The organism is Thermomonas carbonis, from assembly GCF_014396975.1.
Taxonomy (GTDB): domain Bacteria; phylum Pseudomonadota; class Gammaproteobacteria; order Xanthomonadales; family Xanthomonadaceae; genus Thermomonas; species Thermomonas carbonis.
Genome location: NZ_CP060719.1, coordinates 1117376 through 1141148, shown reverse-complemented (window position 1 = coordinate 1141148; position 23773 = coordinate 1117376). Strand labels below are relative to the sequence as shown.

Here is a 23773-nt window from a genome sequence, read left to right as displayed (position 1 = left end):
CGCGTCGCCGCCATCCCGTCCGCATGACCGCGCTCAGCGTCAACCTCAACAAGATTGCGGTGCTGCGCAATTCGCGCGGCGGCGTTGAACCCGACGTGCTGCGCGCGGGGATTGCCTGCCTGGATGCCGGCGCACACGGCCTGACCGTGCATCCACGCCCCGACGCCCGCCATATCCGCGAGGACGACGTGCATGCACTGGGCGCGCTCTGCCATTCGCGCGGCGTCGAGTTCAATGTGGAGGGCAATCCGTTCGCCCCGCCGCGACCCGGCTATCCCGGTCTGCTGGCGCTGTGCGACGCGGTCCGCCCGGCCCAGGTCACTCTGGTGCCGGATGGCGACGGCCAGCTGACCTCCGACCATGGCTTCGATTTCAGCCGCGATGGCGGCCGGCTGCGCCAGTTGATCCCTGCGTACAAAGCGCTGGGATGCAGGGTCAGCGTGTTCGTCGATGTCGGCGATCCGCTGGTCGCCCGTGCGGCGGCGGCCGGGGCCGACCGCATCGAGCTCTATACCGGACCGTTCGCCGAGGCCTTCGCCAATGGCGATGCCGGTGCCGCCTTGCGCATGGCGGCGGCGGCGGCGCGACGCGCGCAAGCCGCCGGATTGGGCGTGAATGCCGGACACGACCTCAACCAAGTCAACTTGGCCGAGTTCCTGGGCCAAGTCCCTCACGTGCTGGAAGTCTCGATCGGCCACGCCCTGATCGGCGAAGCCTTGTATGCCGGACTGGAGGCAACCGTCCGCGCCTACCGCCGCATCCTCGATGCGGCGGCAGCCGGCCGGATCAACGCCTGATTGCGATGTCGCGGTAACCCGCATTGCGGGCCGCGGCCAGAGCAAACGCGAACGCCCGGTACTCCGCTTCGCCGCTGCCATCCAGCGACAACGCGGCTTTCGGCGCCTGCGCATGCTGGGCGCGCAGTTCCGCGGTCAATGCCGACAGTTCGACACGCACACCATCGAGCAACGCGCTGCCATCGGCCTGTACCTGAAGTTGCACCGGTTCGGGTGGTGGCATCGGCTTCGGTGGGGTGAATCCGGGCAAGGTCAAGTCGATCGATTCGCTTCGGATCGGCATGGTCACCATGAAGATCACCAGCAAGACCAGCAGCACATCGACCAGCGGAGTGATGTTGATACCGGCCATCGCAGCGGCTTGCGGCTGCGGTCGAACAAACACGGAAGCGGTCATGCGACACCTCCAGCGGGCCTGATGCCCGACTCCACGCTGCGCCCAGATTCGGGTGCCGTCAAGTCCCTCGTGGCAATCATTGGCTGCGTCGAACGCCGGATCTGGGTCGGCCAGATCACAGGCATAAAAAAACGCCGCCCTTGCGAGGCGGCGTCGTCATCCACGACGTGCTCCGGAAACCGGAGCAGGGAATTGTTCGGAACTCAGTTCTGGACGAAGCCGATCTTGATCATTTCCGCGTTCTTGGCCGACGCCAGAACCTTGGCCAGCACGCCATAGTCGGCGTCGTCGCTGGTGTCGATCTCAAGGGTAGGCTGGTTCGCGGGGTCGCGCTCAACCTCGGTCCTCATCATCGTCTGCAGGGCATTGACCGGCGTCGGAGTGTCGTTCCAGAACACCTGGCCCGCGGCATCGATGCGCAGCCGGATCGGATCCGGTGGCTCCTTCGGCTGCGGCGGCGGGTTGAGCGTTTTCTGTGGAAGATCCACATCGACCGGTACCGACTGGATCGGCATGGTCACCATGAAGATGATCAGCAGCACCAACAACACGTCCACCAGGGGCGTGACGTTGATGTCGGCCATCGCGCCGCCGCCGCCGGAACTATTCGCAAATGCCATGGCGGGTTCTCCTTACTGGCTTTTCTTCGGCGGGGTGGTGACGAAACCGACCTTGCGCATGCCCTGGGCCTGGGCGACCTTCACCACATCGTTGACCAGCCGGTACTTGGTGGTCTTGTCGGCGCGGATGTTGATCACTGGCTGCGGATCCTTCTGCGCCTCGACCGAGAGCTTGCTCTCGATCAACTGGCGGGTGGACGGTTCGTCATTCCAGAACAGCTCACCACGCTCGGTGACCGCGATCGTGACCGGCGGCACCTTGTCCTTGCCGGGCTCGACCTTCTTATCGAGCGTGGCCTCCGGCAGCTTCACCTTGACCTTGTGGTTCATCAGCGGAGTGGTGACCATGAAGATGATCAGCAGCACCAACATCACGTCCACGAGGGGCGTGACGTTGATTTCGGCCATCGGGCCGCCGCTGTCGTTACCGGAACTGAAGGCCATCGTGGTGCTCCGTCAGGACGCGCAGGCGATCAACGCTTGCCGGCAATTTCGCCGACGCGCGAGCCGGTGGCGAAGAAGTCGTGCAGGTCGTGCGCGAAGGTATCGAACTGGCTGTTGGTCACACGGTTCAGGCGCACGAAGAAGTTGTACGCAAGCACCGCCGGGATGGCCACACCAAGACCAAGCGCAGTCATGATCAGGGCTTCACCCACCGGACCAGCCACTGCGGAGATCGAGGCGTCGCCCGAGGCACCGATCTTGATGAGCGCGCGGTAGATGCCCCACACGGTACCGAGCAGGCCGACGAAGGGCGAGGTCGAACCGACGGTGGCGAGCACGGTCAAGCCATTCTCGAGACCCGAAGACTCGCGGGTCACGGCCTGGCGCAGGGCGCGATCCACGAACTCGGAGCGATTGAGCGACTCGGCGAGACGCGAACCATCGTGGCGCTGATGGTGCGCGGCGGCCTGGGCGGCATCGAGAGCGATCTTGGAGAACGGCTCGGACTTCGGCTGCTCTTCCATGAAGCGGATCGCGTCCTGCGCGTTCGGGGTTTCCCAGAACGTGCCGACCACGTTATCGCCACGGCCGCGCAGGCGCATGTTCTTGAGGAAGTTGATGATGATCCAGTACCAGGACATCAACGACATCACCGTCAAGGTGATGAGGACGGCCCAACCGACGAAGTCGAGTTGCTGGATGAGATGGTCGAAGCCCATCTGCTGCAGCGCGGCGGCGTTGTTGCCTCCGGCGGCGGCAGGTGCGGCAGCAGTCGATTCTTGCAACATACGCTTACCTTTGGATGTCGTGGATGGGGTTTTGCGAAAGGAACAACGTCAACGCTGGAACGGGTGAAGCCTGGAAATCAGTTGAACTTGAATTCAACCGGTACACGCACGCGGCTGGAGATCTTCCTGCCATCGCGCACTTCCGGATTGAAGCGCCATCGACGCGCGGCTTTCACCGCTTCGCGGTCGAGGTTGCGATTGCCGCTCGAACGCTCCACTTCCACGTCGAGCACGCCACCGTTGGCATCGATGCTGACGATCAGGACCGTCGTACCCTGAATACCGCGGCGCTGCTCTTCGCGAGGATAAACTGGCGGATTCATTGCGCGCGAGGAAGCATCCACGCTTGAGCCGATGTCAGGAACCGAACTGGGCGGTGCCGGCGGTGAAGGCGGCGGTGCCTGCACGTCCATCGGACTCGGATCGTTGAACACGACCGGCGGATCCTCCGGCGGCGGCGGCGGTTCGATGAATGTCACGGCCACCACGTCTTCCTCCTCGACATCCTGCGCCGGCGGAGAAATCGGTGCCAGCAACAGCAACAAGGCTGCCGCGTGCAGGGCGATCGCGAAGCTGATACCGGCGATGCGCGGCCAGCTCAAACCGCCTTGGCGGTCTTCTTTCTTCTCGGTGTTGGCGAGATCTTGCGTCATGCGCACGGCTCTGGATGTGGGAAACCCCGGCCTGGTGGGCCGGGGCGACAACGTGCGGCACCCGGGCCGCATGAACCATCTAGTCTATACCAATCGGCTGCACTTGTTCCAAGCCCCGGCGATGTGCAGGCCTGATTTTTGCGCAGCGCGTCTCAGCGCGAGAGGATGCCCTTTGCTTCCTCGGGCTTCTTGACACCCTTGTCCAGTGCTTTCTGCGCCGCTGCCTTGGCTTCGGCCTTCTTTCCACTGTACTCGAGCACCTTGGCCAGGTTGAGATACGCCTCGCCATCCGCCGCCATGGGTGCAGCTTTCTCGTACAGACCGATCGCAAGCGGAATCTTGTCGTCGGCATAGGCGTTCTGGGCAAGAATCTGATAGTCGCGAGCGAGATCCGGCCCCGGTTGCAGCACACCGCTGCTCACGCCGGCATCGATCACCTTCTGGGTGTCCTCCCAGCGCGAGGCATTCATGTAACCGATGTACAAGGCGCGCAATTCGCGGCTCTCCGTCAGCATGCCGCGCTTGTACGCATCTTCAAGCAGTACATTCGCCTCATCCAGTTTGTCGGCATTTTGCAGGGCAGCGACGGCATTCATCAGGATCCGCTTGTCGGTAGGATTCTTCCCGATGAGATCCTTGTAGATGCCTGCCGCCTCATCGTGGCGCCCCATGTTGGCGAGGATGCCGGCACGAAATGCTTGATGCTCGGGCTTCTCCGATTTGGTTTCGGCCAGGAAGCGGTCCATGGTCGCCAACGCTTCGGGATATTTCTCCAGGCCGAACTGGATCACTGCCTGGTTGTACATGGTGGTGTAGTGGTTGTCGTTGTCCAGGCCATTCGCTTCCACCGCCTTGCGGAAGTATTCGGCTGCCTTCGCCTGGTCGTCCTGATCGGCCGCAGCATTGGCCGCCATCGAATATGCGAACGACTTGTCGTAAGCATTTGCTGCTGGCATCGCCGCGATTTCTTCGGCCTTGGCGATGACTCCGGGCATGTCCTGTTCCTCGAACTGCTTTTGCAGCGCTTGCAGATTCTTGATCATCTTGCCGCTCGACTTTGCATCGGGTGCGGTTCTGGTCGCGTTCGGGTAGAGCGCCGGCTTCTGCTCAGCCTGCTTCGCATCTTCCTTCCCTTTTCCGAGTTCGGCCATGCGTTCGGCCCGCTGTTCGCGCATGCTCTTGGTCCGGCTGCCGCTAGCGGGATCCTGCGCAGCAACGGGTGCCAGCAGAGCGAGTCCAAGAACGGCGGCAATGGAGGTGACAAGGGGGCGGCGGAACGTCGGCTTCATGGCAAACCTCGAACTGGAAAAAGGGTGCGGGATGGCGGCAGGGATCGCACCGTAGCAGAAAGCCCGGCGCTTGAACCGTGCCGGAACGATGCGCCCCGCCATGCGTTGAATCATTGGCAACGCGGGGTCTGGCCGGCCCGGCGTGCCGCCTGCATGGTCGGCAACAGCGCGTCGGCGCGCGATTCCAGCTCGCGCAGGCGCGAGGCCGGATCCGGGTGGGTGGATAGCCATTCCGGCGAGCGAGCGCCACCCACCGCGGCCATGTTGCGCCACAGTTCCACTGCGCCGCGCGGGTCGAAACCGGCCCGGGCCATGATGTCCTGGCCGACCACGTCGGCCTCGGTTTCCTGTGCGCGCGAATTGGGGAGCAGGAAGCCTGCCTGGGCAAGCACGCTGCCGCTTTGCGCGGCCAACTGACCATAGTCGCCCGCCAACGCACCAAGCAACTGCACCGCCCCGGCCGCGCCCAGCTGACGGGTGATCCGCTCGTCGTGGTGGCGCGCAATCACGTGGCCGATCTCGTGGGCGACCACCGCCGCCAACTGATCCTGATTCTCCGCCACCTTGAAGATGCCGGTGTACAAGCCAACCTTGCCACCCGGCAATGCCCAGGCGTTGGCATCCGCGTTCTCGAACAGGGCGTGTTCCCAGCGCTGCTGGTTCCAAGGAGCAGGAAGTTGGCGGGTGACGGCATTGACCACGCAGCCGACGTAAGCGACTTGGCGGGCATCCCGCGATTGCGGTGTTTTCTGCTTCGCTTCGGCGAAGGCCTGCTCGCCCAGCTGGTTCAACTGCTGCTGAGACACACCGCCGACATACTGGGTGCGGCCGGTCGGCGAGGTGGCGGTCGCGCACGCGGCCACCAAGGCAGTCGCCAGCAATCCGGCCAGGAAGGTCTTCGTTTTCATTGCCATCGATCCCCGTGAGATATGCCTGTTGTAGGCAGGCGCACCTGAAAATCGCGTCAAGACACCGCTCGATCCGGGTCAGACGTCGAGGTTGGAGACCTTGAGCGCGTTGTCCTCGATGAACTCGCGCCGGGGTTCGACCACGTCGCCCATGAGGGTACTGAAGATCGCGTCCGCAGCGACCGCGTCCTCGATCCTGACCTGCAGCAGGCGGCGGGTGTCCGGGTTCACCGTGGTGTCCCAGAGCTGCTCGGGGTTCATTTCGCCGAGACCCTTGAAGCGCTGGATCTGACGGCCTTTCTTGGCTTCGTCGAGCAGCCAGGCCTGCGCCTCGGCAAAACTGACGATGGCCTGCGCGCGGCTGCCGCGGACGATCTGTGCGCCGTCGCGGACCAGGCCGTGCAGCAACGCCGCAGCCTCGCGCAGCGGTTTCAATTCGCCGTGCTCGAAGATCGACAGCGGCAGCACCTGGGTCAGTTCTTCGCCCATGTGCAAGCGGGTAATCAGCAACGCCGCGGCGCGCGCTTCATTGGCGGGCTGCAGCTTCAGCGTGTAACGCGGCTTGCCCAGGCCGGTGCGGTTCAACTTCGCCGCCAGCGCTTCGAGCTCGCGCGCGTCGTCGGTATGCGCGGCCAGCGAGGCCGCATCCAACGGAGTGAAGTCGATCAGCGACTCCAGCACGATCGGATCGAAACGGTGCGCGTTGCGGGCGATCGCCGCGCGCGCGTTGGCGAACACCAGCAACAACGATTCCAGCGCGGCACCTTCAATCGCCGGTTCGCCGGCAGCAGGCACCAGGTGCGCGCCCTCCACCGCATTGCCGGCCAGGTAGGCGTCCAGTGCCGAGTCGTCCTTCAGGTACAGCTCGTTCTTGCCCTGCTTGATCTTGTACAGCGGCGGCAGGCCGATGTAGATGTGGCCGCGCTCGATCAACTCCGGCATCTGCCGGTAGAAAAACGTCAGCAGCAACGTGCGGATGTGGCTGCCGTCGACGTCGGCGTCGGTCATCAGGATGATGCGGTGGTAGCGCAGCTTGTCCGGGTTGTACTCGTCCTTGCCGATGCCGGTGCCGAGCGCGGTGATCAGGGTGCCGACTTCCGCGGACGCCAGCATGCGGTCGAAGCGCGCGCGTTCGACATTGAGGATCTTGCCCTTCAGCGGCAGGATCGCCTGGGTCTTGCGGTTGCGGCCCTGCTTGGCCGAGCCGCCTGCGGAGTCGCCCTCGACGATGAACAGCTCGGACAGCGCCGGATCCTTCTCCTGGCAGTCGGCCAGCTTGCCGGGCAGGCCGGCGATATCCAGCGCACCTTTACGGCGGGTCAGGTCGCGGGCCTTGCGGGCGGCCTCGCGGGCACGCGCAGCATCCACGATCTTGCCGGCGATGGCCTTCGCCTCGTTCGGGTTTTCCTGCAGGAATTCCTCGAGCTTCGCGGCGAACACGGCATCGACCACCGCGCGCACCGGCTCGGTCACCAGCTTTTCCTTGGTCTGCGAGGAAAACCCGGGATCCGGCACCTTCACCGACAGCACCGCGATCATGCCCTCGCGCATGTCGTCGCCGGACAGGGCCACCTTGGCCTGCTTGGCGATGCCGCTCTGCTCGATGTAGCGGGTCAGGGTGCGGGTCAACGCCGAGCGGAAGCCGGTGAGATGGGTGCCGCCATCCTTCTGCGGAATGTTGTTGGTGAAGCAGTACATCGTTTCCTGGTACGAATCGCTCCATTGGACAGCACAATCGACGACGATGTCGTCCTGTTCGCCGCTGATCGAGATCACTTTTGGGTGCAACGGGTTTTTCAGCTGGGCCAGGTGCTCGACGAAGCTGCGGATCCCGCCTTCGTACTGGAAGACATCGTGCTTGCCGTCCAGGCGCTCGTCGACCAGTTCGATCTTGACGCCGGAATTGAGGAAGCTCAGCTCGCGCAGGCGACGCGCCAGGATGTCGTAATGGAATTCGACGTTATCGTTGAACGCCGTCACCGAGGGCCAGAAGCGTACTTCGGTGCCGCGTTTGTCGGACGGTTCCAGCTGCTTCAGCGGATACATCGCGGCACCGTGGCGGTATTCCTGCTGGAAATGGTGCCCATCGCGCCAGATGTCGAGCAGAAGCTTCTCCGACAACGCATTGACCACGCTTACGCCCACGCCGTGCAGGCCGCCTGAGACCTTGTAGCTGTTGTCGTCGAACTTGCCGCCGGCGTGCAGGACGGTCATCACCACTTCGGCGGCGGAGACGTCGCGACCCTGCTTTTCGCTTTCCTTGGCGTGCCTGCCGACCGGGATGCCGCGGCCGTTGTCCCAGACCGAGACCGAGCCGTCGTCATGGATGGTCACCAGCACCGCATCGGCATGGCCGGCCAGCGCCTCGTCCACCCCGTTGTCGACGACTTCGAACACCATGTGGTGCAGGCCGGAGCCGTCGTTGACGTTGCCGATGTACATCCCCGGACGTTTGCGGACGGCTTCGAGCCCTTCCAGCGCGGTGATGCTGTTGGCGTCGTAGCTCCCCGGATTGACGGGTGCCTTCGGGGCGACGGTTTCGGGCGTCTGGCCCGGGGTTTCTTCGTTCTGCGACATCGACGCGTTCTGCTCCAGCGGCATGCCTGGCGGCACGCCGAGACACATTAGCTATAGGAGCGTGGAGTATAGCAATCGCGACCTTTGGCCGCCTTGCCGGGACTATCCCGCCAAGGGTCGGATCACACCATGTTCCACGTGAAACATCGCGTGCAACCCAGCCAGCGAATCCATCGCGGGAATGGGATCCGTCCCCGTCACGAATACCTGGGCATTACTGGCCGCCAACACCTGCAACACGCGCCGCTGATGGTGTCGATCCAACTCCGAGGCCAGGTCATCCAGCTGCAGTACCGGCCAATGCCCCGCATGCGTCGCCAGATGCGATGCCTGTGCGAGCAACAGAACCAGTGCCGCCAGCTTGGTTTGCCCTCGCGAAAGCCCATCGCGACCCGGCAAGTCCCGGAATTCCAGCTTGAGGTCGGCACGATGCGGCCCGACGGTGGTGTGTCCCTGCGCGAGGTCGCGCTCGCGGGCCAGCAACAAGGCATCGGCGAGGCCAAAGTCCTGCCGGCGCCACCCTGGCTGCAGGGACAGGTTGGCGGCACCGGCAGCCGGCAGGATGTCTGCAAGCAAGGCGTCGACATGCGGCTGCAACCGGGTCACGTAAGCCTCGCGCTGCAAGGTGATCGCCTCGCCCGCCAAGGCCAATTCGTGCTCCCAGGCGTCCAGCTGGCCTTCCGCGCGTCCTTTCCGAAGCAGGGCGTTGCGCTGTTTGTGGGCACGGGCATGGCGACGCCACAACGACAGAAAATCACCGCCGGCATCGCTGCGTTCCACGTGGAACAATCCCCAATCGAGGTAGCGCCGACGTATCTCGCTGCTGCCATCTATCAAGGCATGGCTGCCGGGCTCGAAGGTAATCACCGCCAGCGCCTCGAACAGCTCACCGAGTTGGCCGACCGGACTTCCATCCAGCCGCGCTTCCCAGGCACTGCCGGAATGCCGCAAACCTGCACGCCGACCGGGTTGCCCGGGCTGTTCCCATTCCAGAAATACCTGCAGCGCGGATTCGCCGGTGCGGACCAGCCCGTCGCGGATCCGTGCACGAAAACTGCGCCCATGTGCCATCAGGTGCATGGCCTCGAGCAGGCTGGTCTTGCCGCTGCCGTTGTCGCCCGTGATCAGATTGAACCCGGGCCCCGGGCACAGATCGACATCGACCAGACGCCGCAAGCCTTGCACCTGCAGCTGCCGGATCAGCACGTAAAGACCCGGCACGCGCACAAACGACGACGCCCGGACTGAGCCGGGCGTCGTCTGCGGTGTTCCACGTGGAACACGAGCGGTTGCGTCGGGCTATCCGGCATCCGGTCAGAGCCGTAGCGGCATCACCACGTGGCGAGCGTGCTGGTGTTCCGCGCCACGGACAAGCGCTGAAGAGTTGGCATCGCGCAGCAGCAGCAAGATGTGTTCGTCGCGCAAGGCACCCAACGCGTCCAGCAGGTAGTTGACGTTGAAGCCGATCGCCAGGCCATCGACGCGGGTATCCGCTTCGAGTTCTTCCTGCGCTTCTTCCTGCTCGGGATTATGCGCGCTGATCTTGAGCAGACCTGGCGAGACTTCGACCCGCACGCCACGGTATTTCTCGTTGGACAGGATCGAGGCACGTTGCAGGGCGGCACGCAGGGCTTCGCGATCGACCTTGACCTCACGGTCGGCACCGATCGGAATCACCGCTTCGTAATCCGGGAATTTGCCGTCGATCAGCTTGCTGGTGAAGGTCACATCGTCGCGCTTGACCCGGATGTGACCCTTGCCGAGTTCCAGATCGAGCATGCGATCGCCGCCTTCCAGCAAGCGCTGCAGTTCCTGCACGCCTTTGCGGGGAACGATGATCTGGCGCTTGCTGCCACTGCCGCCATCCAATGCGGTTTCGCACAGGGCCAGGCGGTGGCCATCGGTGGCGACGCAGCGGAGGGTGGCATCGCGGAGGTCGAACAGCAGGCCGTTGAGGTAGTAGCGGACGTCTTGCTGGGCCATCGCAAAGGCGGTGCGTTCGATCAGTTCCTTCAGGCCGGCCTCGGGCACGCTGACCCGCTCGGTGGCTTCGAACTCGTCGATCGAGGGGAAATCGTTGGCCGGCAGGCTGGCCAGGCTAAAGCGGCTGCGGCCGGCTTGCACGGTCACCTTGTCGCCGTTCTGGCTGACAGTCACCTTGCTGCCATCCGGAAGCGCACGCACGATCTCGAACAGCTTGCGTGCAGGAATGGTGATCTCGCCATCCTGGGCGTCGTCGACGGCCGTGCGCGAAACCATTTCGACCTCGAGGTCGGTACCGGTCAGCGCCAGCTGGCCTTCGCGCACCTTGACCAGCAGATTCGCGAGCACCGGCAGCGTTTGCCGGCGTTCGACCACATTCACCACCTGCGCCAACGGCTTGAGCAGGACTTCGCGTTGCAGGGAAAACCGCATGTGAACCCCTTGCCCTTTGTTCGTTCGGGGACGGCCCGATGGGTCGGAACCGCTCTTGAAGATCTATGGATAAAACTTAAAAGCAGGTGGTGCTGGTAGAGCGAAAATCGGTGGGTAACAGTTTCAAGCTATTGAATAATATCGGAATTATTCAAAATTAACTGGCGGGAAAAACAATCCGGAAGTCCGGGAAAAGCTGTGGATAAGCTTGCCGGATCGAGGACGCGATGAGGTTATCCACACCTTGTCCCGTGATCACCCACCGGGTTTGCCGACAACGGCTTACTCACTCAATTTGCGGATCAATTTGTCCCAGTCCTCGTGCAGCTTGCCGTCGCTTTCCATCAGGTGGCGGATTTGCCGGCAAGCGTGCAGCACGGTGGTGTGGTCGCGACCGTCGAAGGCCACGCCGATTTCCGGCAGGCTGTGTTCGGTCAGTTCCTTGGCCAGCGCCATCGCGACCTGCCTGGGACGTGCCAGCGAACGGGTCCGCTTTTTCCCGAGCATCTCCCTCAATTGCAAGCCGTAGTAGTCTGCCACGGCCTTCTGGATGTTGGCGATGCTGATTGCCTGCTGCTGCGCGCGCCACAGGTCGCGCAGGGTTTCCTGGGCGAATTCCATGGTCACCGGGCGGCCGAGCAGGCCGGCCTGGGCGGTCAGCTTGTTGATCGCGCCTTCCAGCTCGCGCACATTGCTGCGCATCTTCTTGGCGATCAGCTGGGCGACGTCGTCCGGCACCAGCGCGCCGCGCTCGCGGGCCTTGCTCAGCACGATCTGCGCGCGGGTCTCGAAGTCCGGCGGGTCGATCGCGACCGACAGGCCCCAGCCCAGCCGTGACTTCAGCCGCGGTTCCAGCCCGTCGACCTCGCGCGGGTAGCGGTCGCAGGTCAGGATGATCTGCTGGCGGCCGTCGAACAGCGCGTTGAAGGTGTGGAAGAACTCCTCCTGGGTGCGGTCCTTGCCGGCGAAGAACTGGATGTCGTCGATCAGCAGCGCATCGATCTGCTGGAACTGGCGCTTGAACTGGTCGGCGGTCTTCTCCTGCAGGGCGCGGAAGAAGGCGTTGTAGAACTCGTTGGAGCGCAGGTAGAGGATCCGCGCGGCCGGATTGATCCGGCGCATCTCGTTGCCGGCGGCGAACATCAGATGGGTCTTGCCGAGGCCAGTGCCGCCGTACAGCAGCAGTGGGTTGTGCGCGCGTTCGCCCGGCTTCTGCGCGGCATGCCAGGCGGCGGCGCGGGCCAGCTGGTTACTGCGGCCCTCGACGAAGTTGTCGAAGGTGTAGTGACTGTCGAGGTTGCCGCGGAAGGGTTCGGCGGGCGTGGCGGCGACGATGCTCGACCGCGTCGTTGCGGGGGCACCGATGGCAGCCTCCGGGCGCCGCATCGCACCGATGTCCAGGGCGACGTCGGCACCGCCGAAATGCGCGGCGAGTTCGCGGATCCGCGGCAGGTAGCGGCGGTGCACTTCGTCGCGGACGAACGCATTGGGGGCGTACAGCACCAGCGCGTCGTCGCGGCGGTCGGCCTGCAGCGGCTTCAGCCAGGTCAGGACATCCTCGGGCGGCAATTCGGCTTCGAGGTAACGCAGGCAGGCAGGCCAGACATCCATGGCAGGAACGATCTCGGGGAACGGCGACGACGACGACGACGCCGCGGTCTCGGCGCCTGTGGATAAATCGGGAGGCCGGCAGCGTAGCATCCGTGTCGCGGGGCACCAAACCGGCACGGGCCGTCGCGCTTGATGCAGGAACTCGTTGACTTGCCTCGGTATTCCAGCTAGAGTCCCGAATCTTTTCCGCCGAATAACAGCAAGCAGGCCCGCCATGGCGACCAAGCGCACCTACCAACCCAGCAACCTCAAGCGCAAGCGCGACCACGGCTTCCGCGCCCGCATGGCGACTGCCGACGGCCGCAAGATCCTGGCGCGTCGCCGCGCCAAGGGCCGTCGTCGCCTGACTGTCTGACCCGCTGGGTCGCGTATCCGGCCAGCGGCCGGATCGCCATGACAGTTCCCGCGATGCCCCCCACGCCGGTGTCCACACAGGATGCCGGCGTTGTCGTGTCCGCGCCCCGCTTTCCGCGGGCGGCGCGGGTGCGGGCCAAGGCCGAGTTCACTGCCGTGTTCGAGCGCGGGCGGCGCACTGCCGAACCGCGCATGGCTTTGCATTGGCTGGCCGACGACGCGCCTGCCCGGCTTGGCCTGGCGGTCTCGCGCAGGGTCGATCCGCACGCGGTCGGCCGCAACCGCATCAAGCGCAACCTGCGCGAGGCTTTCCGCCATCTGCGCGGTCGCCTGCCCGGCGGCGCGTACGTGGTGGTCGCCCGCGGCGGTGCCGCGCAAGCCGATGGCGTTGCGCTGCGCGAGGCCTTCGCACGCCTGCTGCAGCGTGCCGGCGCGTTGCCGCCCCCGTCCCCGGCCGGCACAATGCCGCCCGCGATCCCCGCTCCTTCCTCCGACCAAGCCCCGCGTTGAGCGTGGCGTGAGCCAGCCTGTCCGATGACCCAGACCCGTACCTTCCTGATCCTTGCCTGGCTGATGGTGGCCACCCTGTTGTGGATGGAATGGGGCAAGGAACGCGATGCGGCCGCCGCGCCGGCCCCGGCAATTCCGACCGCAACCCAGGTCGCCGGTAGCGCCACGCCAGGCATTCCGGTCGCCAGCCTGCCTGGTGCCGCACCCGCACCATCACCGGTGGCTGCGCCCGCGCTGCCGATCGTGCGCTTGCGCAACGACGTGCTGGCGCTGGAACTCAACGGCCGCGACCTGACCCGCGCCGAATTGCTGGACTATCCGCAGACCCGCGCGGCCGGCAGCCCGCCGGTGGTGCTGTTCGATGCCGACCCGGCCCGCCATTTCGCTGCGCACAGCACATGGCGCGGCAACGATGGCCACGAACTGTTGCTGCAGCCGGACGGGACCGCTCGCGACATCGTGCTGGCCGACGGCGCGCAGGCGGTGGAGGCGCGCTTCGTCGCGACCTCGCCTGCGGGCGTGCAATTGCGTCGTATTTTCACCCTGCCGCGCGGCGGCTATGCCTTGCGCGTGCGCGACGAGCTGGTGAACGCCGGCACCGGCACCTGGACCGGCGACATCGAGCGCAAGCTGGAGCGGGTGCCACCGCTGGTCAAGAGCGGCATGACCAACCCGGAGGCGTTCAGCCTCAACGGCGCGGCCTGGTGGAGTCCGGAAGAGAAGTACGAGAAGCGCAAATACCCGGACTACGCCGATGACGGTCCGCTGGACCGCCAGGTCACCGGTGGCTGGGTCGGTCTGTCCCAGCACTATTTCCTCGGTGCGTGGGTGCCGCAGAAGGACCAGGGCGCGATTTACTCGCTTTCCACCCGCGGCAACCTCTACAGCATTGCCGCCCGCGGCCCGCAGATCACCCTCGCACCCGGCCAGCGCTTCAGCAGCGATGCCACCCTCTGGGTCGGTCCGAAGCTGGCCGATCAGCTGAAGGTGGTCGCCCCGGGCCTGGAACTGGCGATGGACTACGGCATCTTCACCGTGCTGTCCAAGCCGATCCACTGGCTGCTCACCCAGCTGCACAAGCTCACCCATAACTGGGGCTGGGCGATCGTGCTGCTGGTGGTCGTCATCAAGTTGTTGCTGTACCCGCTGTCCGCCGCGCAATACAAGTCGATGGCCAAGATGCGCAAGTTCCAGCCGCGCATCGAGCAGCTCAAGGAGCGCTACGGCGACGACAAGCAGAAGTTCCAGATGGCGATGCTGGAGCTGTACAAGAAGGAGAAGATCAACCCGGCCGGCGGCTGCCTGCCGATCCTGATCCAGATGCCGGTATTCCTGGCGCTCTACTACGTGTTGCTGGAAGGCGTGGAACTGCGCCAGGCACCGTGGATCATGGGCTGGGTCAACGATCTCACCGCGCGCGACCCGTTCTTCATCCTGCCGATCGTCAACGGCGCGGTCATGTGGCTGACCCAGAAGATGACGCCGATGGTCGGCATGGACCCGATGCAGAAGAAGATGATGCAGATGATGCCGCTGGTGATGGCGGTGATGTTTGCGTTCTTCCCGGCCGGCCTGGTCCTGTACTGGGTGACCAACGGCGCGCTGGGCATGGCCCAGCAGTGGTGGAATACCAAGCGTTATGCCGAGGAACCGGCGAAGGCCTGACGCAGCAGGCTGCTCGGCCGACGGCGGCACGCAGCGGGTCGGTTCGCAGGACACGCCGTGAATACATCCATGTAGGCTCATCGGCGACATCCGTGTCGCCGATGGTCCTGCGTACCGACCCGCCGCATGCCACCTGGCGGGTTGCGAGGGTCGTGCAATGAATGCGAACACCGACACCATCGTCGCGATCGCCACCGCCGCGGGTGCCGGTGGGGTCGGCATCGTGCGGTTGTCGGGGCCGCAGGCGCGGGACATCGCACACGCCATCAGCGGACGCGTGTTGAAGCCACGCGTCGCCGCCTATGCGCGCTTCACCGATGCCGACGGCGAGGTGATCGATGACGGCATCGCCCTGCATTTTCGTGCGCCCTCGAGTTTCACCGGCGAGGATGTGGTCGAACTGCAGGGGCATGGCAGCCCGGTGCTGCTGCGCCAGCTGGTCGCGCGCTGCATCGCCCTGGGTGCGCGCCAGGCCGCGGCCGGCGAGTTCAGCCAGCGCGCCTTCCTCAACGGCAAGCTCGACCTGTCCCAGGCCGAGGCGATTGCCGACCTGATCGCCGCCGGCGACGAACGTGCGGCGCGCGCGGCCCGCCGTTCGCTGGATGGCGTGTTCTCGCGTCGGGTCGAGATGCTGATGGCGCAGGTGCTGGCGATCCGCGTCCACGTGGAGGCGGCGATCGACTTCGCCGATGAATCGCTGGACACCCTCGGTGGCCCCGAATTGCGCGATGGCCTGCAAGCCGCGATCCAATCGCTGGCGCAGCTGCGCCACGAGGCCGACCGGGGCCGCAGCCTGCGCGATGGCCTGCACGTGGTCCTGGTCGGTCCGCCGAATGCCGGCAAGAGTTCGCTGCTCAATGCGCTGGCCGGCAACGACCGGGCGATCGTCACCGAACTCCCCGGTACCACCCGCGACCTGCTGCAGGAGGCGATCCGCATCGACGGGGTCGAGTTGACCCTGGTCGACACCGCCGGCCTGCGCGAGGCCTTCGACCCGATCGAGGCCGAAGGCATCCGCCGCGCCCGCGCCGAACTGCAGCGCGCCGACCTGGCCCTGGTGGTGCTGGATGCGCGCGACCCCGAGGCCGGCCGCATCGCGGTGGCGGACGAGGTCGCCGGGGTACCGCGGTGCTTGTGGCTGCACAACAAGGCCGACCTTTTGCCGATGCTGCCGAAGCTGGGCGACGACGCGCTGGCGGTGTCGGCGCGCAGTGGGCTGGGATTGGAGGCGCTGCACCAGCGCCTGCTGGCCCTGTCCGGGGCGGGCAAGGTCAGCGAGGGCACCTTCAGCGCACGTGCCCGCCACGTCCAGGCGCTGGCCGCAGCGGCCGGGCAGCTGGACGCAGCCGCAGCGGAGTTGGGCCAGGAACGACTGGAACTGGCAGCCGAGGCGCTGGCGCAGGCGCACGACAGCTTGGGCGGGATCGGCGGGCGGGTGGGCGCGGATGCGCTACTTGGTCACATTTTTGCAGCATTCTGCATCGGGAAATGACGGCAAACGCTTGAATCCCCTTGACAAATGACCCTTGCTGCCGCGTGCTATCGTCAGGTGCGTCGTGCATCACAAGGGGAGTAACACGATGTCTGCAATGAAGAATTTGCGTCGCGGTCTTGCGCCGCTGGCGCTGGCCGTGGCGATCACGTGTGCGCTGGGCGCATGCAAGAAGGATGCGGCGACCGATGCCGATGCCGCGGCCCCGGCCGCGGGCCAGGTCGCACCGGCACCGACGGCGGCCTCGGTGGTGTCGGCCTCGGTCAATGCGATGGATCCGGACCAGCTCCGCAGCGAAGCCTCCAAAGCCTATGGCGAGAACCGGCTGTATGCGCCGGCCGGCAATAACGCGATGGAGTACTACCTGGCCCTGCGCGACAAGGCACCGGCGGACGCGGGGGCGTCCAGCGCGCTGACCGACCTGCTGCCGATGACCGTGATCGCCACCGAGCAGGGCATCGCCCGCGAGGACTATGCCGAGGCCAAGCGCCTGTCGGCGTTGATCGAGAAGGCCGATGCCCAGCATCCGGCGCTGGCCCGCCTGAAGACCGCAATCACCAGCAGCGAGACCGCAGCCCTGCAGCGTGCGGAAAACCAGAAGCTGACCGCCGAGGAAGAAGCCAAGCGGCAGGCGGATCTGCTCAAGCAGCGCGAGGAAGATCAGCGCAAGCAGCAGGAACAGGCACGCCAGCAGGCAGCGTCGGCAGCAACGCAACCGGCGGCGACGCAACCGGCTGCGCAGTCTGCAGCCGCCGCCGCCGAAGCCGAGCGCCAACGCGTTGCCGAAGCCGAGCGCCAGCGAGCGGCGGCCGCCGAACAGCAGCGACAGGCCGCGGCGGCGGCGCAACCGGCTGCGCAACCGGCACGGCCTGCGGCGTCTTCGGAACTGCGCGCGATCGCCCAGCCGGGCCCGCGCTATCCGCAGGCCGCGCAACGCGCCGGTGCTACCGGCACGGTGCAGGTGGAGTTCACCGTGGCCAGCGACGGCAGCGTGGGCAATGTGCGCGTGGTCGGTTCGGATGCGCCGCGCCAGTACCAGCGCGAGTTCGAGCGCGAGGCGACCGCCGCCGTGAAGCGCTGGCGCTTCCAGCCGGTGGCCGAAGCCACCACCACCCGCCGCACGATCTCGTTCCAGCAGTAACCGGAACTGTCATCGCGCAACGAAAAAGCCCGGCGTTTGCCGGGCTTTTTCATGGCGGGCCGATCGGGATCGACGCTGTGCGCGTCGACCCCCGTCATGCTTCGATCAGGCCGAGATGGCCAGCTTCTCCTGCCGGTAGCGCCACACCGCCGCCAGCCACAGCACGGCGGCCAGTGCCAGCGCGCAACCCAGGTACACCGCCCATTGCTGCGCATCCGGGGACTCGCCGCGGGTGACCTTCTGCACCAGCTGGTTCTGCGACAGGAACGGCACCGCGTACTGCCACAGGTCGGTGTCCTTCAGCGGCGAGGCCATCAGCGCATAGGTCGGGATCATCGGCAGCATCATCATCCACATCACGTGGCTCTGCGCTTCCTTCATGCTCTTGGCGCCGGCTGCCACGAAGGTGATAAGGCCGGTGCCGATGACCACCAGCGGCAGCAGGATGAACAGCAGCTTGGCGATCGCCGGCAGGCTCACGTCCAGCATCCTTCCCATCCCGGTCGCCAGCGATGCGCTGCCTTTCAACGCCAGCAGGATCAGCAACAGCGAGGCGAAGCCGATCACCACCGCCGCCAGCATCTTGCCGCTGACGATGGCACCGCGTGCCGCCGGGGTGGCCAGCAACGGTTCCAGAGACTGCCGTTCGCGCTCGCCGGCGGTGGTGTCCATCGCCAGGTGGATGCCGCCCAGGAACGCCGAGATCAGCAGCAGGATCGGCAGCATCGCCGACAGCATGATCCCGCGCTTGGCTTCGGGGTGGCCAGGTCACGGGTGCCCACCCCGACCGGTGCGGCCACGACCGGATTGATCCCGCGCGCCAGCATGCGCAATGCGCCCAGGGTCTGGCTGTACTGCTGCAGGGTGGCCTCCACCCGCTTGACCGGGACGTCGGCGTTGCGGCGGGTGGTGTCGGTGACCAGCTCGACCTTGGCCGGGATGCCGGCGTGCCAATCCTTGCCGAAGTCCGGGTCGATCACTAGGCCGACATCATCCTGCTGGCTGCGCACCGCCTGTTCCACCTGCGCCTCGCTGGCCCTGCGCGCGGCGATGCCGTGGCTGGCCAGGTGCGCGATCAGGTTGGGGGCATGTTCGCTGCCCGCAACCGGGATCGTCATGTCCTTCTCCAGCTGGGTGCTGGCGCGGTTCTCCATCAGCTTGAACATGCCCAGCATGATCGCCGGGAACAGGATGGGCGACAGCAGCAGGGTCATCAGGAAGGTGCGGCGGTCGCGGTAGAAGTCGCGCAATTCCTTGCGCATCACCACCAGCGTGCTGCGGAAATCGATGTTCATGCGTGCAGGCCCTCTTCGCTGCCGATGAGGCGCACGAAGGCGTCCTCGAGATTGTCGATGCCGGCCTTGGCGCGCAGTTCCTCCGGCGTGCCTTCGGCCATCACCCGGCCATTGGCGATGATCACGATGCGGTCGCAGAGCGCGGCGACCTCCTGCATGATGTGGCTGGAGAAGATCACGCAGCGTCCCTCCGCGCGCAGCTGCTTGAGGAAGTCGCGCAGGCCGCGGGTGGTCATCACGTCCAGGCCGTTGGTGGGCTCGTCCAGGATCACGTTCCTGGGGTCGTGCACCAGCGCGCGCGCGATCGCGGTCTTGGTGCGCTGGCCTTGGCTGAACCCCTCGCACTGGCGATCCAGCACGTCTTCCATCTGCAGCGCTTCGGCCAGGGTGCGCGTGCGCTCGGCAACCTGCGCCGCGCTCAGGCCATGCAGCTCGCCGAAGTAGGCGATGTTCTCGCGTGCGGTCAGGCGCTTGTAGACGCCGCGCGCGTCGGGCAGCACGCCCAGGCTGCGGCGCACCGCATTGGCGTCGCGGCCGACGTCGATGCCGTCCACCAGCACGCGGCCGGCCTCCGGCTGCATCAGCGTGTAGAGCATGCGCATGGTGGTGGTCTTGCCGGCGCCGTTGGGGCCAAGCAGGCCGGTGATCTGGCCGTCGTGGGCGGTGAAGCTGACGTCATCCACGGCGATGACGGGCGCGGCCTTCTTGCCCTTGCCGGGGAAGGTCTTGCGCAGGTGTTCTGCAACGATCATGGGTGGGTCCTTGTCTGCGGGGGCGCGCTCTGGAGGGGCGCGGTCATCTGGAGTGCCGCGCGCATCACGGCTCCCAGCCGTTGTACGAGGTGAACGGCGGCACGTAGGCCAGCTTGTCCAGGCACTTGGCGTCCAGCGCCTTGGCATCGGCCTGTTCGATGAACTGGGCGAACAGCTTGGGCATGCAGCCGGCCCCGATCACGTTGTGGCCCTGGCCCTTCAGGTCCAGCCAGCGCGACTTCGGCAAGCCCTTGGCCACTTCCTCGCCGTACTTCGGCGGGGTCACCGGGTCGAATTCGCCGGTCAGCACCAGCACCGGCAGGTCGCCCTTGAGCGCGGTGTTGAAGTCGGCCGGCTTGTCGCCCTTGGGCCAGGCCTCGCACATCGCGGCCATCGCCTCGACCATGCGGTTGCCGAGCACGGTGTCGGCGTCTTCGTCGCGCACCACCATGCTGGCGGCGTCCTCGGTGCAGATCACCGACATCTGCATGCCCATCGCCATCGATTCCTGCATGTCGCTCTGCATCATCTTGGCCAGCGCCATCAGATTGGCGTAGCGGCCCTGGCTGGCCTCGCGGATCAGCTGCGGCAGCAGTGCGCCCACCGCCGGCATGTAGGCATACATGCGCACCAGCCCGGCCACGTGGTCGGCGGTCAAGGTCTCGGTGAGTTCCTCGCCAGTGCTGCCATCGCGATAGGTGACCGGCACCGGGTTGGCGCGCAGGCGGGTCAGCACGGCCTGCAGCTCGGCGCGCGGATCGCCCATGCGCTGCTTGCAGGCCGGGTTTTCCTTGCACAGGGTGAATTGCGCCTGCAGCGCGCTGTCCAGATTGCCGGCGAAGATGTTGCCCAGGCCCAGGGTGTTCGGTACCGGCGAATCCAGGGTGATCGTGCGCACGTGCTGCGGATGCCGCAGCGCGTACTGCTGCGCCATGCGGGTGCCGTAGCTGACCCCGACCAGGTTGATGGCGTCGGCACCGATCGCCTTGCGCACTGCGTCCAGGTCGGCCACCGCGTCGGTGGTGGTGTAGCGGCGCAGGTCCGCCTTGCCGGAGAGCTCGGCGATGCAGCCCTCGATCCAGGCGCGCGCCGCCGCCGGATCGGTGGAGGATCCCTCACCGTCTTCGGACTTGCAGTTGAGCGGATTGGACTTGCCGGTGCCGCGCTGGTCGACCAGCACGATGCCGCGATCCTTCATCACGTCCTTGAACGCCGGTGCCAGCATCGGGAACGTGGCCACCGCAGCCTGGCCGGGGCCGCCGGCCAGGAAGAACACCGGATCGCCCGCTGGATCGCTGGTGTTGCGGGGCGGGATCCAGGCGATGTTGAGCGCGATCGTGCGTCCGCCGGGCGTGCTGCGGTCCTCCGGTACGGCAAGGGTGGTGCACTGCGCTTCCAGCGGTTGCCCGTGCGGCGAGGGCGAGGCCAGCGAGCACGGTTTGAACTGCAGGCTGCCCAGCGTGCGCAGGGTGCCCTCTTCGGCGGGTTTGGGCGCAGCCTGTTGCGAGCAGCCAGCGGCCAGCGAAGCGGCGATCGCCAGCGCCAGCATGAGGGGACGGGTGGTCATGGTGAATCTCCTGCGGGATGCATGCATCAGTCCTCGGGGATGAAGAGGGATTCGATCGAGTGGCCGAACAACCGCGCGATGCGGAAGGCCAGCGGCAGCGACGGGTCGTACTTGCCGGTTTCCAGCGCGTTGATGGTCTGCCGCGAGACCTCCAGCCGTTCGGCCAGCTCGCCCTGTGACCAGCCCTGCGCCTCGCGCAGTTCGCGCATGCGGTTGTTCATGCGTACCTGCGGTGCAGCCAGCCGCGGATGAGGGCATAGCTGACGACCAGCAGCAGGCCAAGCGACGCGGCCACGTGCCGGCCGGACCACGCGACCAGGCCGGCATCGAGCAGGAACAGGGCCGCCATCGACGCCTGCAAGGTGATGCCGGCGGACCAGGCCAGCGCGCCCAGCTCGATGCGCCGTTCCAGCTCGTCGCAGTCGCGCAGGAAGCGCAGGTAGGCGGCGAACATCCAGGCCATGGCCAGCACGGGTGCCAGCGCGAACGAGAAGCGCCAAGGCAGTGCGAGCGCGCCATATCGCGCGGCCCACTCGTGCCACGCGGCCAAGGCCAGGAACACCAGGCACGGCAGCAACGAGGCGCGGTAGTAACGCCGCAGCGCCGGGCTCAGGCTCTGGCAGTAGCGGGCAAGCACGCCGCTCACAGGTAGCGCCGGGTGAGGATCATCTTGGCGATCCCGTAGGTGCCGCACAGCAACGGGAACACCCAGATCATGGCGATGCCGGCATCCACGTCGAAGATCGCCGCCTTCTGCAGCATGCCGCCGGCGAAGTAGAGGAGGGAGACCAGCAGGCTGGCGGCGCCGATCGCCTCGGTCTCGATCCTGCGCTGGAGTTCGTCGACCTCGCGCAGGTAGCGCAGCGCGGCGAGCATCACCCAGCCGATCGGCAGCACCGGCAGCACGGCGACGACCGCGCGCAGCGGCACCGATTCGATGCCCCGCCGGATCAGGTAGATCGAGGCGAACAGGGTCAGCGAATAGACCACCATCGCCGGCCACAGCGCGGCCAGGTAGCGGCGCCCCGCCGCCTGCGCATACATGTCGTCGCAATGCGAGCGCCACCATCGCGGCATCAGCAGGAACATCGCGGCGCCCAGCAGGTAGCCGGCACCGATCCCCGTCCACATGCCGACCACGCCGTCCGGCCAGGCCAGCAGGAAGTGGCCGGCGCCGGCCAGGGCGAGCGCGCCCAGCCCGATCGCCGCGAAGATCCACATGAAGCGACGCATGGTCATCGGGTCAGCCAGCCTGGCGGGACTTGCCAAGGAAGACGACGCCCACCCCGATGAAGGCCGAACCCACGCCCAGGAAGGCGTACTGGCCGGCGACCAGTGTGGTGACGAAGCAGGCGATCCCCGCGCCGAGGAATGCCATGCCTGCGCGCTTCAGGTTCTGCGGTTGGTCCATCGTCGTACTCCGTTGTGTCAAGGACGCTTGACACAACGATACGGCGGCGATGAAGCGCTTGTCAAGCGTCCTTTACAGCGATCGGCTCGTCATCCCGGTGTACGCCGGCAGTGCTCTATTTCGGCGACAGCCGAATATCCAGCCTTTGAACATGTGATCGCGCTGGATGCCGTGCCATCGGCCATCCATGGCCTGCACGGGATGACCGCATCCTGCGGTCACTTGTTGCTGACGTACTTCTCGCGGCGGATCTGCGGGATTGGCAGGCCGTGTTCCTTCAGCGCCTCGAAGCAGGCATCGACCATGTTCGGATTGCCGCACAGGTAGGCGATGTCGCTGGCCGGGTCCGGCGCGATCTCCGCCAGGATGTTCTGCACATAGCCGTGGCGCACGTCCGCGTGCGCCTGCGGCGAATCCGACGCGGGCAGTTCCCGCGAAAAGCAGGGGATGAAACGGAACGCCGGATGCGCGTTGGCGAAAGCGCGGAACTCGTCCCCGTACAGCAACTCCTCCGGCGTGCGCGCGCCTTGCAAGAGCACCACCTCGATGCCGCGCGATTCGATCAGCGACGCCAGCAGCGGCAACATCGCGCGATACGGGGTGATCCCGGTGCCGGTGCCGATCAGCAGGTAGCGGCGGTTGGCGTCGTTCGGCAGCAGGCAGAAGCGGCCGAACGGGCCGCTGGCGTCGACCGTCCCACCGATCGGCAGGCCCTCGAACAACGCAGTGGCGGCCCCCCAGCCACGTAGCTGACCGCGATGTCGACCAGGTCGCCCGGTCCCAGCGCATGGTCGTGGATCGTCGCCAGCGAATAGCTGCGGCGCGCCGCGCTGCCATCGGCATAGGCGAAGTGGACCTGGATGAACTGGCCGGGGATGTAGTCCAGCGGCAGGCCGTCATCGCGCAGGAACGACAGGTGGGCGACGGTCGGGGCGACCATACGCCGCGACACCAGCTTCAACGGGAAATGCGTGATGGCCAAGCGACGTCCTGGGCAGTGGATGCAACACAGCGTGGCGGCCGTGGTTGCATCGGGCCGCCTATACTAACCGCACCCAAAACCTTGCATTCCCTGCACCGCACTGCG

At 66.1% G+C, this 23773-nt stretch carries 23 protein-coding genes and 2 pseudogenes; 6 read left to right on the top strand and 19 right to left on the bottom strand.

The window, feature by feature from the left end; all coding sequences use genetic code 11:
• Positions 1-23 precede the first annotated feature (23 nt).
• Positions 24-797 carry a pyridoxine 5'-phosphate synthase gene (locus tag H9L16_RS05280; RefSeq protein WP_187553507.1) on the top strand — a complete coding sequence of 258 codons (774 nt, stop codon included), beginning with the start codon at positions 24-26 and terminating at the stop codon, positions 795-797.
• Here H9L16_RS05280 and H9L16_RS05275 read toward each other — a convergent pair.
• The 11 genes from H9L16_RS05275 to dnaA all read right to left on the bottom strand — a co-directional run bounded on the left by H9L16_RS05275 (position 787) and on the right by dnaA (position 12499).
• The gene (locus tag H9L16_RS05275) at positions 787-1194 is read right to left on the bottom strand and encodes an ExbD/TolR family protein (RefSeq protein ID WP_187553506.1); all 408 of its coding nucleotides are present in this window, start codon (positions 1192-1194) and stop codon (positions 787-789) included. The genes H9L16_RS05280 and H9L16_RS05275 overlap by 11 nt on opposite strands.
• A 203-nt stretch (positions 1195-1397) precedes the next feature.
• A complete protein-coding gene (locus H9L16_RS05270) occupies positions 1398-1814 on the bottom strand; it encodes an ExbD/TolR family protein (protein WP_187553505.1) in 417 nt (138 codons plus the stop codon).
• Between the two features lie 12 nt (positions 1815-1826).
• Positions 1827-2258: an ExbD/TolR family protein gene (locus H9L16_RS05265; protein WP_187553504.1), complete on the bottom strand. Its 432-nt coding sequence runs from the start codon at positions 2256-2258 to the stop codon at positions 1827-1829.
• Positions 2259-2287: 29 nt separating this feature from the next.
• Positions 2288-3046: a MotA/TolQ/ExbB proton channel family protein gene (locus tag H9L16_RS05260; RefSeq protein WP_187553503.1), complete on the bottom strand. Its 759-nt coding sequence runs from the start codon at positions 3044-3046 to the stop codon at positions 2288-2290.
• 77 nt (positions 3047-3123) lie between these two features.
• Positions 3124-3699 carry an energy transducer TonB gene (locus H9L16_RS05255; RefSeq protein WP_187553502.1) on the bottom strand — a complete coding sequence of 192 codons (576 nt, stop codon included), beginning with the start codon at positions 3697-3699 and terminating at the stop codon, positions 3124-3126.
• Between the two features lie 152 nt (positions 3700-3851).
• A complete protein-coding gene (locus H9L16_RS05250) occupies positions 3852-5090 on the bottom strand; it encodes a tetratricopeptide repeat protein (RefSeq protein WP_187553501.1) in 1239 nt (412 codons plus the stop codon).
• 8 nt (positions 5091-5098) lie between these two features.
• Positions 5099-5896: a M48 family metallopeptidase gene (locus H9L16_RS05245; protein ID WP_187553500.1), complete on the bottom strand. Its 798-nt coding sequence runs from the start codon at positions 5894-5896 to the stop codon at positions 5099-5101.
• 78 nt (positions 5897-5974) lie between these two features.
• Positions 5975-8473 (bottom strand): DNA topoisomerase (ATP-hydrolyzing) subunit B, encoded by a 2499-nt coding sequence (gene gyrB, locus H9L16_RS05240; RefSeq protein WP_187553499.1) that lies wholly within the window; start codon positions 8471-8473, stop codon positions 5975-5977.
• A gap of 102 nt (positions 8474-8575) precedes the next feature.
• The gene (gene recF / locus H9L16_RS05235; RefSeq protein ID WP_187553498.1) at positions 8576-9679 is read right to left on the bottom strand and encodes a DNA replication/repair protein RecF; all 1104 of its coding nucleotides are present in this window, start codon (positions 9677-9679) and stop codon (positions 8576-8578) included.
• Between the two features lie 108 nt (positions 9680-9787).
• Entirely contained in the window at positions 9788-10888 is a 1101-nt protein-coding gene (gene dnaN / locus H9L16_RS05230) for a DNA polymerase III subunit beta (protein ID WP_187553497.1), read from the bottom strand.
• 282 nt (positions 10889-11170) lie between these two features.
• Complete coding sequence (gene dnaA / locus H9L16_RS05225; protein ID WP_187553496.1) at positions 11171-12499, bottom strand: chromosomal replication initiator protein DnaA; 1329 nt, start codon at positions 12497-12499, stop codon at positions 11171-11173.
• 214 nt (positions 12500-12713) lie between these two features.
• On the opposite strand from dnaA, the gene rpmH reads away from it, so the two are divergent.
• The 5 genes from rpmH (at position 12714) to H9L16_RS05200 (ending at position 17661) form a co-directional block, all read left to right on the top strand.
• Positions 12714-12854, top strand: a complete 141-nt coding sequence (gene rpmH / locus H9L16_RS05220; protein ID WP_187553495.1) for a 50S ribosomal protein L34 — start codon at positions 12714-12716, stop codon at positions 12852-12854.
• Between the two features lie 53 nt (positions 12855-12907).
• The gene (gene rnpA / locus H9L16_RS05215) at positions 12908-13363 is read left to right on the top strand and encodes a ribonuclease P protein component (protein ID WP_187554060.1); all 456 of its coding nucleotides are present in this window, start codon (positions 12908-12910) and stop codon (positions 13361-13363) included.
• Positions 13364-13387: 24 nt separating this feature from the next.
• Positions 13388-15028: a membrane protein insertase YidC gene (gene yidC, locus H9L16_RS05210; RefSeq protein WP_187553494.1), complete on the top strand. Its 1641-nt coding sequence runs from the start codon at positions 13388-13390 to the stop codon at positions 15026-15028.
• 157 nt (positions 15029-15185) lie between these two features.
• Positions 15186-16520 (top strand): tRNA uridine-5-carboxymethylaminomethyl(34) synthesis GTPase MnmE, encoded by a 1335-nt coding sequence (mnmE, locus tag H9L16_RS05205; RefSeq protein ID WP_187553493.1) that lies wholly within the window; start codon positions 15186-15188, stop codon positions 16518-16520.
• A gap of 97 nt (positions 16521-16617) precedes the next feature.
• Positions 16618-17661 (top strand): energy transducer TonB, encoded by a 1044-nt coding sequence (locus tag H9L16_RS05200; RefSeq protein ID WP_229796550.1) that lies wholly within the window; start codon positions 16618-16620, stop codon positions 17659-17661.
• A gap of 105 nt (positions 17662-17766) precedes the next feature.
• On the opposite strand, the pseudogene H9L16_RS05195 reads toward H9L16_RS05200, so the two are convergent.
• The 8 genes and pseudogenes from H9L16_RS05195 to H9L16_RS05160 form a co-directional block, all read right to left on the bottom strand.
• Positions 17767-18956: pseudogene (locus tag H9L16_RS05195) on the bottom strand (ABC transporter permease).
• Positions 18953-19708, bottom strand: a complete 756-nt coding sequence (locus tag H9L16_RS05190) for an ABC transporter ATP-binding protein (protein WP_187553491.1) — start codon at positions 19706-19708, stop codon at positions 18953-18955. Before H9L16_RS05190 ends, H9L16_RS05195 begins: the two are co-directional and overlap by 4 nt.
• Before the next feature lie 64 nt (positions 19709-19772).
• Entirely contained in the window at positions 19773-21275 is a 1503-nt protein-coding gene (locus H9L16_RS05185) for an alpha/beta fold hydrolase (RefSeq protein WP_187553490.1), read from the bottom strand.
• 26 nt (positions 21276-21301) lie between these two features.
• A complete protein-coding gene (locus H9L16_RS05180) occupies positions 21302-21496 on the bottom strand; it encodes a helix-turn-helix transcriptional regulator (RefSeq protein ID WP_187553489.1) in 195 nt (64 codons plus the stop codon).
• Positions 21493-21921 (bottom strand): hypothetical protein, encoded by a 429-nt coding sequence (locus tag H9L16_RS05175; protein ID WP_187553488.1) that lies wholly within the window; start codon positions 21919-21921, stop codon positions 21493-21495. Before H9L16_RS05175 ends, H9L16_RS05180 begins: the two co-directional genes overlap by 4 nt.
• On the bottom strand, positions 21918-22514 hold the full coding sequence (locus tag H9L16_RS05170) for a hypothetical protein (protein ID WP_187553487.1): 597 nt from the start codon (positions 22512-22514) through the stop codon (positions 21918-21920). The genes H9L16_RS05175 and H9L16_RS05170 overlap by 4 nt, the downstream gene beginning before the upstream one ends.
• A 4-nt stretch (positions 22515-22518) precedes the next feature.
• The gene (locus H9L16_RS05165; protein ID WP_187553486.1) at positions 22519-22686 is read right to left on the bottom strand and encodes a hypothetical protein; all 168 of its coding nucleotides are present in this window, start codon (positions 22684-22686) and stop codon (positions 22519-22521) included.
• A 218-nt stretch (positions 22687-22904) separates the two neighbouring features.
• Positions 22905-23626: pseudogene (locus H9L16_RS05160) on the bottom strand (FAD-binding oxidoreductase).
• Positions 23627-23773 lie beyond the last annotated feature (147 nt).